Origin of the sequence: Kumtagia ephedrae (assembly GCF_003012745.1) — a bacterium.
Classification (GTDB): Bacteria; Pseudomonadota; Alphaproteobacteria; order Rhizobiales; family Rhizobiaceae; genus Kumtagia; species Kumtagia ephedrae.
Window position 1 is genome coordinate 21,124 of sequence record NZ_PXYK01000002.1, and the last position, 11,717, is coordinate 32,840.

Here is an 11,717-nt window from a genome sequence, read left to right on the forward strand (position 1 = left end):
TGTCGGCAGACGGCCTCGCGGGCCGCTTGCCGCATCGCCGCGGCACTGGAGGAACGAATGACGGCGACAGCGGCAAACGTCGACCCGATCACCCTGTCGGTGGTGCGGGGCGTACTCGAAACGACGCAGCGCGAGATGACGCTGGCGCTGGAGAAGACGGCGCGCTCGTCGGTGTTCAACCTGGCGCACGACTATTCGACGGCGCTGTTCAACGCCCGGCCCGAGATGATCCTGCAGGGGCAGGACATCCCGATTCATCTCGGTTCGCTCATCCCGGCGATGAAGGCGGTGGCAAAATTCTTCGGCGACGACATCCACGAGGGCGACCTGTTCCTGCACAACGACCCGGCCTTCGGCGGCAGCCACGCCATCGACACCTGCATGTACAAGCCGGTCTTCTATCGCGGCGAGCTGGTTTACTGGACGGTGTGCAAGGGTCATCTCACCGACATCGGCGGCCCGGTGCCGGCCGGCTACAACCCGAACGCCACCGAGATCTACGCCGAATGCCTGCGCATCCCGCCGGTCAAGATCTGGGACCGGGGAAAGCCGCGCAACGACGTCCTCAACATGATCCTGACCAACATGCGGGCGCGTCGCGACCAGGAGGGCGATTTCCGCGCGCTCATCGGCGCCTGCCAGGTCGGCGAGCGCAATTTGATCGCGCTGCTCGACAAATACGGCAAGGAGACAGTCGACGCCTGCGTCGACACGCTGCTCGACATGGCCGACCGGCACATGCGCTCGCTGATCGCGACAGTGCCGGACGGCACCTATGAAGGCAAGGCGATCCTCGAGGACGCCGGCCACGGTTTCGGCGATTTCGAGATCGGGGCGACGGTGACGATCACCGGCGACAGCTGCCACATCGCCATCAGCAGCCCGCCGCAGATCCCCTATTTCATCAATTCCTACGAAGGCAACTCGCATTCCGGCGTCTATCTCGGGCTGATGATGTTCGCGGCGTTGCCGCCGCCCTACAACGAGGGCCTTTACCGCTGCGTCAGCATCGACTTCGGCCCCAAGGGCACGCTGTGCAACGCGCAGGAGCCGGCGCCGCACATGAACTGCACGACGACGCCGATGGAGACGCTGACCGACGCGGTGCGGCTGGCCTTCGAGAAGGCGATGCCGTCCAAGGTCGCCGCGTCGTGGGGCCACGCCAACGGCCTCAACATCGCCGGCAAGGACAGCCGCACCGGCGAGGAGTTCGTGACCATGGTGCTCGCCACCATCATCTCCGGCGGCGGCGCCACGCCGCAGCAGGACGGCTGGCACGCGGTCGGCCCGGAATGCTGCTTCGGTGCGCTCACCTCCGGCGATGTCGAGCTGCTGGAATATTCCTATCCGATCATCATCCACCGCTACTCGCTGATGACGGATTCCGGCGGCGCCGGAAAGTTCCGCGGCGGCTCGGGCACGGCCTGGGAGGTCGAGCCGCTTGACGGCGAGATGCTGTGCATCGGCTTCGGCGAGGGCCGCCGCATCCCGGCGATGGGCGCGGCCGGCGCCAAATCGGCGCTGGTCGACAGGAAGGTCGGCCGGGTCGAGCTCAGGCGCGGCGGCAAGGTCGACGTCGAGCGCAAGAACATCATCCAGACGATCAAATCGGGCGAGACCATCACCAACCTGAACCCGGGCGGCGGCGGCTACGGCAATCCGTTCGAACGGCCGGTCGACAAGGTGGTGTGGGACGTTCGCAACGGCCTGGTCTCCATCGAAGGCGCGCGCGCCGACTACGGCGTGGCCATCAAGGATCCCGAAACTTTGGAAGTCGACCTGGCCGAGACCCGGCGGCTCCGGGCAGCGTGAGGGCAGCGGCAATGGAACATGCTTATCGTCTCGGCATCGATGCCGGCGGCACCTTCACCGACTTCGTCGTCGCCTCCCGCAAGAGCGGCGACGTCAAGCTGTTCAAGGCGCTCTCCACTCCTTCTGATCCGACCAAGGCCATCCGGGACGGCCTGAAGCTGATCGCCGACGATTTCGGCATCACCCCGGCGGAGCTGGTCGCCGACTGCGACCTCTGCATCAACGGCACCACCGTCGGCCTCAACGCGCTGATCACCCATCGCGGCGGCCGGACCGGGCTGATCTGCACCGCCGGCCACGAGGATTCGATCGAGATCCGCAACGGCCACAAGGAGGACGGCTACCGCTACGATCCAGAATATCCGGCCGCCACCATGCTGGTGCCGCGCTATCTGCGCAAAGGCGTGCGCGAGCGCGTCATCTCCGACGGCTCCATCCGCGTGCCGATGAACGAGGAGGACGTGCGCGACGCCTGCCGGCTGTTCCTCAGGGAGGGAGTGGAGACCGTCGCCATCTCCTTCGTCTGGTCGGTGCTCAACACCGAACACGAGCGCCGTGCCGCCGAAATCGTGCGCGAGATGATGCCGGACGCGATCCTCACCGTCGGCAGCGAGCTGTACCCGCAGATCCGCGAATACACACGCACCTCGACGGCGGTGACCAACGCCTATCTGGCGCCGGTGATGCGGCGCTATGTCGGCGCGGTGGACAGCTATTTCCGCGAGCTCGGCGCAAAACAGCCGGTGCGCTACTTCCAGTCGAACGGCGGGCTGGCGATCGGCCAGGCGATGACCGACCGGTCGGTCTACGCCATCAACTCCGGACCGGCCTCGGCGCCGCAGGCTGGCCTCTATGTCGGCAAGCCGTTCGGCAGGGACAACGTCATCACCGTCGACATGGGCGGCACGTCCTTCGACATCACGCTGACGCGCAACGGCCAGACCAACCTCAACAAGAACATCGACTTCCTGCGCTACCGCATCGGCGTGCCGATGATCCAGGTGGAGACGCTCGGCGCCGGCGGCGGCTCGATCGGCTGGATCGACAGCCTCGGCCTGCTGCAGGTCGGGCCGCAGTCGGCCGGCTCCGAGCCGGGGCCGGCCTGCTACGGCAATGGCGGCAGCGAGCCGACCACAACCGACGCCAACCTGGTGCTCGGCTATCTCAATCCCGAGGGCCTGCTGGGCGGCAAGCTGCCGCTCGACAAGGCCAAGGCGCGGCAGGCGGTGGCGAAACTGGCGGAGCCGCTCGGCATCAGCGTCGAACAGGCCGCCTACGGCATGTTCACCATCGTCAACTCGAACATGGTCAACGGCATCCGGCGCGTCTCGGTGGAGCGCGGCTACGATCCGCGCGACTTCGTGCTTGTGGGGGCGGGCGGGGCGACCGCCGCGCACATCACCGCGCTGGCGCGCGAGATGGGGATCGACACCATCATCCTGCCAAAGCTCGCCTCCGGGCTGTGCGCCTTCGGGCAGGTCATCTCCGACGTGAAATACAACTACATGGCGACCGCCCCGCTGCGCCTCGACACGCCCGGCGCAAGCGAACGCATCGACCGGCTGTTCGAGGAGATCGAGGAGCGCGGCGTCGCACATCTCAAGGCCGACGGCTTCCCCGGCACCAGGATCGACATCGGCCGCAGCCTCGACATGCGCTATGTCGGGCAGGTGCACGAATGCACGGTGGATATCGGGACCTTCCGGATCACCGACGAGACCATCGGGCGCGTCAAGGACGCCTTCCATGCCCGGCACGAGGAGCTCTACACCTATTGCGAGCGCCACAGCGCGGTCGAGGTGGTCAATATCGAATCGACCATCTACGGCCGCATCGACAAGCCGGCGCCGCCGCGGCTGACCGGCCAAGGCTCGGCCGAACTCGCGCTGAAGGGCCGCCGCGAGGCGATCTTCGACACCTCCGGCAGCGCGACCTCCACGCCGGTCTACGACGGTTCGAAGCTGGGCGTCGGCGCGACGATCGCGGGTCCCGCGATCATCGAGGAGGTGACCACGACGATCGTGGTGGAGCCGGACTGGACGGCGGCGCTGCATGAAAGCGGCAGCTACCTGCTGACGCGCAAGGGTTGATGCGGATCGCGATCGTTCTCCCGGTCGAGCTAATACCGAAGGCCGTGGACTCCGACCTTTGAGCTTCTCGCCAAGCCCCCTCTCCGTCTCACCCTTCGGGCTCGCCACCTCTCCCCCACTGCGTGGGGGCGAGGAACCCAGGCTGGAGAGGCGCCGGCATCGCGGCAGCGGTTCCTCGCCCCCACGAAAGTGGGGAGAGGTGGCGAGCCCGAAGGGCGAGACGGAGAGGGGGCTTCAGCGGTCAAGAACCGGCATCGGATGCCGCCGGCTCCTTTCGCGCGCCCGGCTCCTCGACCAGCGGGCCGAGCAGGACCTGGCCGAACAGCGGCTGGTAGCGCTTGCGTTGCGCCGGGTCTTCCTTGAAGGAGATGGCGTATTGGCCGATCTGGTGGAAATAGGTGATACGGGCGCGCACGATGCTCTCGTCCGCTGAATAGCCCATCGCCCGGAAGGCGCGCTCCAGCAGCGAGATGCGCAGATCGTCGATCTCCGCCACTTCCTTGTCGAGGGCGCGCGAGGTGCGCGCCCAGTCGCGCACGGCGAGGTCGAGCTGCGGGCTGAACGGATCCTCGTCGACCCAGACATGGACGATGGTGGAGAAGAGCGTGTAGCCGTCTATCTCGGCCGTCGCGCGCAGCGCCCGGAAGGGCGCGCAGTTGGCGCGGCGCCATTCCTGCAGAAGCTCGTCGTGAAGGTCCTTCAGACTGGAGAAGTGAAAGTAGAAGCTGCCGCGCGTCACCCTGAAGCGCCGGGCCAGCCGGTCGATCTTCACCTCGGCGATGCCACGCTTCTCCAGCACCTTGCGCGCCGCCGCGACCCAGGCCTCGCGGCTGAGCGTCTGGCGCGGCGCGGCCGAGCGAGGCGGCTTATCTGGGGAACTAGCGGACGGCCGTTTTGGCTTCACCAGGCTTCATCGCTCCATGAACTGCGAAAAACCGCCGGACGCTCGCGGTCCGGCCGATCTTCCCGGCCAATACATCTGATGGCGGCCGCCGGCGAAAGGCGCCAAATCGGCCGTCCACCGCTCGTTGATCACGGCAGCGCGCCGATGCGCTCCAGCATCAGCTCGAAGAAGGGCGCCGGATCGATGCGCCGCAGCACGTTGCAGTTTTTCGGGCGGCCGGTGACGTGCCACCAGTCGACCACGGTCATGCCGATCGTCTCCGGCGAAACGATGTCGACGGTCACATGGCACTGGCGCTGCTCGTAGACCTGCGGCGCTAGGAGATAGCCGGTGACGCAGGCGTCGTGGATGGGCCGGGCGGCCGTCGGGAATTTGTGGCTGCCGTACTGGCGGAAAAAGTCCGCCATGTTCGCCGCCTCGACCGCGGCGCGGCTGCCGGTGGCGCGCAGCCGGTCCAGCCATTCCGGCGTCATCTGCGCGCTGTAGGTGCAGTCGATCGCCGCCATGGTCACCGGCACGCCGGAGTGGAAGACCTTGTGGGCGGCGTGCGGGTCGACGAAGATGTTGAACTCGGCCGCCGGCGTGGCGTTGCCGCCCTCGAAGAAGCCGCCGCCCATCAGCACCACCTCGCGGATGCGCGGGATGATGCGCGGCTCCATCGTCATTGCCATCGCAAGGTTGGTCATCGGCCCGAGCGTGCAGACGGTGATTTCGCCTTCCGGCGCGTCCATGATGGCGCGTGTCAGGTAGTTGACGGCATGCTCCGACTGAAGCGGCGTCACCGGCTCGGGCAGCTCGGCGCCGTCGAGGCCGGTCTCGCCGTGGACATACTCGGCCGTGATCAGCTTGCGCACCATCGGCGCCGGGCAGCCGGCATAGACCGGGACGTCCGGACGGCCGGCCAGCTCGACCACCTTCAGCGCATTCTTCGAGGTCAGTGCGAGCGGCACGTTGCCGCCGACCGTGGTTATGCCGACCACCTCGAGCTCCGCCGGCGAGCCCAGCGCGAACAGGATGGCGAAGGCGTCGTCCTGGCCTGGATCGGTGTCGATGATGATTTTTCGCGGCGCCATTTTCGTCCGATCCTGCTTGCATTCGATGGGGCTTGCCGATAGCACGCCGATGTGTAGAGATACAGTACTGTATCTTATGTTCAAGGCAGGACGGCAACCATGGCTGCAAGCGAGCGCGGCGATTTTTCCGAGATTCCCATGCTGGACGTCTCGGGCCTCTACGGCGGCGACGAAGCGGCGATCCGCGAGATCGCATCGACGCTGCGGGGCTACCTGGAAAACATCGGGTTCCTCTATGTCGTCGGCCATTCGATCCCGCGCGCCGACGTGGAAGCCGTGCGCGAGGCGAGCAAACGCTTCTTCGCGCTGCCGGAGGAGCAGAAGCTCGCACTCAAGATCGACAAGAACTTCCGCGGCTACCTGCCCTTCGCCGGCTCGACCATCGTCACCTCCTCGGTCGCAACCGTCAGCAAGCCGAACCAGAGCGAATCGATCTTCTTCATGCACGAGGTCGAGGCCGACGATCCGCGCGCGCTGGCCGGCAAGCCGCTGCAGGGCCCCAACCAATGGCCGGACGAGGCGGTGCTGCCAGGCTTCCACGCGACCATCCAGCGCTATGTCGACGCGATGAGCACGCTGGCGCGCAAAATGGTCGGCGCGATCTCGATCTCGCTCGGCCTGCCGGCCGACAGCCTCGACCGCCATTTCGACGACCCGACCACCTTCCTGCGGCTGCTGCACTACCCGACCCAGCCGAAGGAGGAGGGTCTGTTCGGCTCCGCCCCGCACACCGACTACGGATTCATCACGCTGCTGGCGCAGGACGACGTCGGCGGCCTGGAGGTCAAGAACAAGGCCGGCGACTGGGTCCCTGCCCCGCCGGTGCCGGACTCCTTCGTGATGAATGTCGGCGACATCCTTGCCCGCTGGTCGAACGACCAGTTCGTGTCGACGCCGCACCGGGTGATCAACCGCTCGGGGCGCGAGCGCTATTCGCAGCCGTTCTTCTTCGATCCGTCGATGGAGGCTACGATCGAGGCGCTGCCCGTCTGCGTGCCGCAGGGCACGGCGCCGAAATACGGGCCGGTCGAATATGGCGACTACCTGATGGAGCGCATCGACAAGAACTACCACTACCGCAAGAAGCTGGCGGCCGAGGCCGGGGACGCCTGAGCGGCAGATGGGAATACGGCCTGGTGCCATGCCTGGCCGTCCCCTTCCGACGCAGGGAAATTGCGCATGACAGACGACGAGGACTTTCGCCGCTTTGTACCCCCACCCCTAACCCCTCCCCTCAAGGGGGAGGGGGACTTTGCTGCCGCCATGCCGAACGAAACCGTAGACGATTGGCACCAAGCGGAGCTGCAAACCGATCCCCTCCCCCTTGTGGGGAGGGGTTAGGGATGGGGGTAATTTCATATGCGATAGCCCTGCCTCCGACGGGACAGGGACGGACAAGGCACTAAAAAATCCAGAGGAGAGTGGGAATGACGAAAAAACATCTCTTTCGCCTGGCGGGGCTCGGCCTCGCCGCAACCATCGCGGCATGGAGCGCGGCGGCGATCGCCGCCGACGTGCCGAAATCGCCTGATGTCGAGCAGACGGGGACGCTGACGATCGCCAACACGCTCGATTTCGCGCCGTTCGAATATCTCGACGCCGACGGCAAGCAGACCGGCATCATCATCGAGCTCGCCGGCGAAGTGGCAAAGCTGGTCGACGCCAAGCTGGACGTCCAGCGCACGCCCTTCCCCACCATGATCCCAGGTCTGGCCGCCGGTCGCTTCAAGATCGCCTGGGAGACTTTTTCCGCCAATCCCGAGCGCCTGGCGCAGGTCGATTTCGTGATGTTCATCAAGGCGGGCATCGCCGCCTCGACCTCGCCGGACAAGAAGGACGGCTTCGCCGGCGATACCGGGCTGTGCGGCAAGCGCATCGGCGTATCGGCGGGCAGCGCCTCCGACTTCCTGGCCGACAAGCTCAGCAAGGACTGCACCGACAAGGGCCAGAAGGCGATCGAGAAGTCGGTGTTCAATTCGTCCACCGACATCATCCAGGCGGTGCTGTCGGACCGCATCGACGCGCGCCTGGACGACGCCACCTCGTCGAGCTACTTCGAGGTCACCAGCAAGGGCCAACTGGTCGTGCTGCCGACGCTCTACGACATCGCCCCGCTCGGCCTGGCGATCGCCAAGGACGACAAGGGAACCGCCGACATGATGGTCGCGGCACTCGGCGAACTGTTCAGGAACGGCACCTACCAGGCGATCCTCGACAAGTACGGGATGGGCGCCTATGCGATCAAGGAGCCGTATTTCGTCGGCAGCATGGACGCGCTGCGTGCCGAATGACCATTCCGGCGCCGGGCCCGTCCCGGCGCCGACCTATCCGGACTGGACCGCGGGGAGACGATGAGCACGGCCGAAGGAAGCGACCTCAGTGCCCGGCCGGCCGTTGCACCGGCCGACAGGCTGGTGGTGGTGCCGCGGCGGCACTACGGCATCTGGATCGGGACGGCCCTTGCCCTGCTGGTCGCCTTCTTCGTCGTCCGCGCCTTCGCCAGCAACCCCGCCTTCGCCTGGGGCACGGCGGCGAACTACCTGTTCCATCCGTCGATCATGCGCGGGCTCGGCAACACGCTGATCCTGACCGTCATCATCATGGCCGCCGCGATCGTCATCGGCACCGTCATCGCCATCATGCGGGTGTCGCCTAGCCCGGTGCTGCGCGCCTTCGCCGGCGCCTATGTCTGGTTCTTCCGCGGCGTGCCGGCGCTGATCCAGCTGATCTTCTGGTTCAACCTGGCCCTGCTGGTGCGCGAATTCTCGCTGACGCTGCCGGTCGTCGGCACCGTCTTTTCGGTGCGCACCAACGATTTCATGACGCCCTTCCTGTCGGCCGTAGTCGCCCTGTCTCTGTGCGAGGCCGGCTACATGGCCGAAATCATCCGCGCCGGCATCAAGTCGGTGCCGAGCGGCCAGGCGGAGGCGGCGAGCGCGCTCGGCATGCCCTACCGCACCATCCTGAAGCGCATCGTGCTGCCGCAGGCCATGCGCTTCGTCGTGCCGCCGACCGGCAACGAGGCGATCAACCTGTTGAAGATGACCTCGCTGGTGACCTTCATCGCCGTCGACGACCTCTTCTATTCGGCGCAGTCGATCTATGCGCGCACCTTCGAGACCATCCCGCTCCTGATCGTGGTGGCGTTCTGGTATCTCGCGGTGGTCAGCATCATGTCGGTCGGACAGCACTTCCTCGAACGGCATTTCGGCCGCAGCGAGACCCGCAGCGAGCCGATGTCGATGCGCATCCTGCGCAATGCCTTCAGGCCGCGGCCGGCGGGGGCGACGCGATGAGCAACGTGAAGGCCGAGAACCGGGTGCGCTTCGGCGTTCCCGCCGACGCGATGGTGTTCGCGCGCGGCGTGCGCAAGTCCTACGGCCAGCTCGAAGTGCTGAAAGGCGTCGACATCGACGTCCCGGCCGGCTCGGTCGCCTGCATCATCGGGCCGTCCGGATCGGGCAAGAGCACGTTCCTGCGCTGCATCAATCATTTGGAGAAGCTCACCGGCGGCATCCTGCTGGTCGACGGCGAATTCGTCGGTTACGACCTGCGCGGCGACAGGCTCTACGAGGTCAAGGACGACGAGCTCTGCCAGCGGCGCGCCGAGATCGGCATGCTGTTCCAGTCCTTCAACCTGTTCTCGCACATGACGGTGATGGAGAACGTGATCGAGGCGCCGACGCAGGTGCGCCGCGTGCCGGTCGACCGGGCGAAGGCGGAGGCCGAGGTGCTGCTCGCCCGCGTCGGCCTGTCCGACAAGATCGACCGCTATCCGCGCGAGCTGTCCGGCGGCCAGCAGCAGCGCGTGGCGATCGCCCGCGCCATGGCGATGAAGCCGAAGGTGCTTTTGTTCGACGAGCCGACGTCGGCGCTCGACCCCGAGCTGGTCGGCGAGGTGCTGCAGGTGATGCGCGACCTGGCAGGGAGCGGCATGACGATGGTGGTGGTCACGCACGAGATCGGCTTCGCACGCGAGATCGGCGACCAGCTGATCTTCATGGACGGCGGCGCGATCGTCGAGCGCGGCAACCCGCGCGAGATGATCGCCAATCCGCAGTCGCCGCGTACGCGCGAATTCCTGTCGCGGGTGCTTTAGGACCTGCCGCGACGGGCGGCGGGTTGCGCCGCCGCCAGGTTGCGGCGGACAGGCGGGACCACCGGCAGCCGTCAGAAGCCGAGGGCGACGCCGTCCTTGCGCGGATCCGACCCACCCACCAGGATGCCGCGATCGAGGTCGATCTGGATGCCCTGCGCGCCGCCCATTCCGATCGGCGCCCGCGTGACGCCATGTCCCATGGCCGCCAGTTCGGCCGCGACCGCGTCGCTGAACCCGGCCTCGAGCACCAGCCTGCCCTCCTCCGCATCGGCGAAGCTGCGCGGGCTGTCGATGGCGTCCTGCACGTCCATGCCGAAGTCGGCGATGTTGCTCAGCACATGGGCATGGCCGGTGGCCTGATAGGGCCCGCCCATGACCCCGAAAGGCATGATGAAGGCGCCGGGCTTCTCCATGAAGCCGGGGATCAGCGTGTGAAGCGGTCGGCGCGAGCCTTTCAGCTCGTTGACGTGGCCTTCGCTCAGGCTGAAGCCGGCGCCGCGGTTCTGGAAGCTGATGCCGTACCGCTCCGAGGCGAGGCCGGAGCCGAACGGCCAGAAGGTCGAATAGATCAGCGAGACGGCCATCCGGTCGCCGTCGACCACGCAGATGTAGACGGTGTCGCGGTGAACGGCTTCCGCCCGCCGGTCGATATGCGGCGTCGCCCGCCGGGGGTCGATCAGCGACGCCAGCGCGTCCGCCGTCGCGTCGCTCAGCATGTGCTCCAGGCGCAGCTCCGCGTGACGCGGATCGCCGACGAACCGGTCGCGCGCGCCGTAGGCGAGCCTGGTGGCCTCGGCCTCGAGATGAACGCGCCGGCTGCCGTTCGGGTCGAGGCCGCCGAGATCGAAGCGCGAGAGGATGTTGGCGATCAGCAGCGCCGTGACCCCCTGGCCGTTGGGCGGCAGTTCGGTCAGGACATGGCCGCGATAGGCGGTGCCGATCGGCTCGACATAGTCGGCCGCGACGGCGGCGAAGTCGGCCGCCTCGTGCAGCCCGCCGGCGGCCTTCAGGGTCGCCAGCATGTCCTCCATGATGGCGCCTTTGTAGAAGGCGTCGCGGCCCTCCCTGGCGATGAGCCGCAGCGCCTCGGCCTGCGACGGCGACGCGAACATGCGCCCCGGGCCGAAAGGCCTGCCATCGTCGAGATAGTGGATACGGCCGGGGCCGTGGAGTCGCTCACCGTATTTCGCCCAGTCGATCGCCGAGCGGTGGCAGACGGGAACGCCGCGTTCGGCGTAGCGGATCGCCGGCTCGAGCACGGCTGCGAGCTCCAGCCTCCCCCAGTCGCGGACCAGCCGGTCGAAGGTATCGACGGCTCCCGGCAAGGTGATGGAATGGGCCGACTCCAGCGGAACCGACGTGTGCCCTTCGCCGCGCAGGCGCACCGCGTCGAGCGCGGCGGGAGCGCGGCCCGATCCGTTGAGGCCGACCAGGCCGTCGCGTCCCGGGACGCGGATCATGGCGAAGGCGTCGCCGCCCAGGCCGCACATCATCGGCTCGCACAGGCCGAGCACGAGCGCGCCGGCGACCGCGGCATCGACGGCATTTCCACCCGCCGCGATGATGTCCAGCGCGGTCCTGGCGGCAAGGGGGTGGGACGTGGCGCACATCGCCTCGGCGGCGAAAGCCGGGGCGCGTCCGGGACCGTTGTATGCATGCATCGCGTTCAGCTTTCCTTCCCGCCTCGCGGTATCGTGGCGGACGCGCGGATACGCGCCCGATCGAGGGGCATTCGCAGG

General features: G+C 67.2%; 9 protein-coding genes. 6 read left to right on the forward strand and 3 right to left on the reverse strand.

Annotation, left to right across the window (positions count from 1 at the left end):
• The first annotated feature begins 57 nt into the window (after positions 1-57).
• On the forward strand, positions 58-1,812 hold the full coding sequence (gene capB, locus C7I84_RS01870; RefSeq protein WP_106770458.1) for a caprolactamase subunit beta: 1,755 nt from the start codon (positions 58-60) through the stop codon (positions 1,810-1,812).
• A gap of 11 nt (positions 1,813-1,823) precedes the next feature.
• Complete coding sequence (gene capA / locus C7I84_RS01875; RefSeq protein ID WP_106770459.1) at positions 1,824-3,902, forward strand: caprolactamase subunit alpha; 2,079 nt, start codon at positions 1,824-1,826, stop codon at positions 3,900-3,902.
• Between the two features lie 241 nt (positions 3,903-4,143).
• Here the strand turns inward: capA and C7I84_RS01880 are convergent, their stop codons facing one another.
• Together C7I84_RS01880 and C7I84_RS01885 are read right to left on the reverse strand one after the other, a co-directional pair.
• Positions 4,144-4,806: a TetR/AcrR family transcriptional regulator gene (locus tag C7I84_RS01880; protein WP_165815945.1), complete on the reverse strand. Its 663-nt coding sequence runs from the start codon at positions 4,804-4,806 to the stop codon at positions 4,144-4,146.
• A gap of 128 nt (positions 4,807-4,934) precedes the next feature.
• Positions 4,935-5,879 carry a nucleoside hydrolase gene (locus C7I84_RS01885; protein ID WP_106770461.1) on the reverse strand — a complete coding sequence of 315 codons (945 nt, stop codon included), beginning with the start codon at positions 5,877-5,879 and terminating at the stop codon, positions 4,935-4,937.
• 99 nt (positions 5,880-5,978) lie between these two features.
• Between C7I84_RS01885 and C7I84_RS01890 the strand changes: the two genes are divergently transcribed.
• The 4 genes from C7I84_RS01890 to C7I84_RS01905 all read left to right on the forward strand — a co-directional run bounded on the left by C7I84_RS01890 (position 5,979) and on the right by C7I84_RS01905 (position 9,978).
• Entirely contained in the window at positions 5,979-6,992 is a 1,014-nt protein-coding gene (locus C7I84_RS01890; protein WP_106770462.1) for an isopenicillin N synthase family dioxygenase, read from the forward strand.
• A 314-nt stretch (positions 6,993-7,306) separates the two neighbouring features.
• On the forward strand, positions 7,307-8,170 hold the full coding sequence (locus C7I84_RS01895) for an ABC transporter substrate-binding protein (protein WP_106770463.1): 864 nt from the start codon (positions 7,307-7,309) through the stop codon (positions 8,168-8,170).
• A gap of 60 nt (positions 8,171-8,230) precedes the next feature.
• A complete protein-coding gene (locus tag C7I84_RS01900; RefSeq protein ID WP_106770464.1) occupies positions 8,231-9,175 on the forward strand; it encodes an amino acid ABC transporter permease in 945 nt (314 codons plus the stop codon).
• A 50-nt stretch (positions 9,176-9,225) separates the two neighbouring features.
• The gene (locus tag C7I84_RS01905) at positions 9,226-9,978 is read left to right on the forward strand and encodes an amino acid ABC transporter ATP-binding protein (protein WP_165815966.1); all 753 of its coding nucleotides are present in this window, start codon (positions 9,226-9,228) and stop codon (positions 9,976-9,978) included.
• 71 nt (positions 9,979-10,049) lie between these two features.
• Here C7I84_RS01905 and C7I84_RS01910 read toward each other — a convergent pair whose 3' ends face one another.
• Positions 10,050-11,639 carry a gamma-glutamyltransferase family protein gene (locus C7I84_RS01910; RefSeq protein ID WP_106770466.1) on the reverse strand — a complete coding sequence of 530 codons (1,590 nt, stop codon included), beginning with the start codon at positions 11,637-11,639 and terminating at the stop codon, positions 10,050-10,052.
• Positions 11,640-11,717 lie beyond the last annotated feature (78 nt).

Bases quoted from the DNA above. Each gene is read 5' to 3' on its own strand.
- C7I84_RS01900 (WP_106770464.1), top strand. From the start codon at position 8,231: ATGAGCACGGCCGAAGGAAGCGACCTCAGTGCCCGGCCGGCCGTTGCA.
- capA (WP_106770459.1), top strand. From the start codon at position 1,824: ATGGAACATGCTTATCGTCTCGGCATCGATGCCGGCGGCACCTTCACC.
- C7I84_RS01910 (WP_106770466.1), bottom strand. From the start codon at position 11,639: ATGCATGCATACAACGGTCCCGGACGCGCCCCGGCTTTCGCCGCCGAG.
- C7I84_RS01890 (WP_106770462.1), top strand. From the start codon at position 5,979: ATGGCTGCAAGCGAGCGCGGCGATTTTTCCGAGATTCCCATGCTGGAC.
- capB (WP_106770458.1), top strand. From the start codon at position 58: ATGACGGCGACAGCGGCAAACGTCGACCCGATCACCCTGTCGGTGGTG.
- C7I84_RS01885 (WP_106770461.1), bottom strand. From the start codon at position 5,879: ATGGCGCCGCGAAAAATCATCATCGACACCGATCCAGGCCAGGACGAC.
- C7I84_RS01905 (WP_165815966.1), top strand. From the start codon at position 9,226: ATGGTGTTCGCGCGCGGCGTGCGCAAGTCCTACGGCCAGCTCGAAGTG.
- C7I84_RS01895 (WP_106770463.1), top strand. From the start codon at position 7,307: ATGACGAAAAAACATCTCTTTCGCCTGGCGGGGCTCGGCCTCGCCGCA.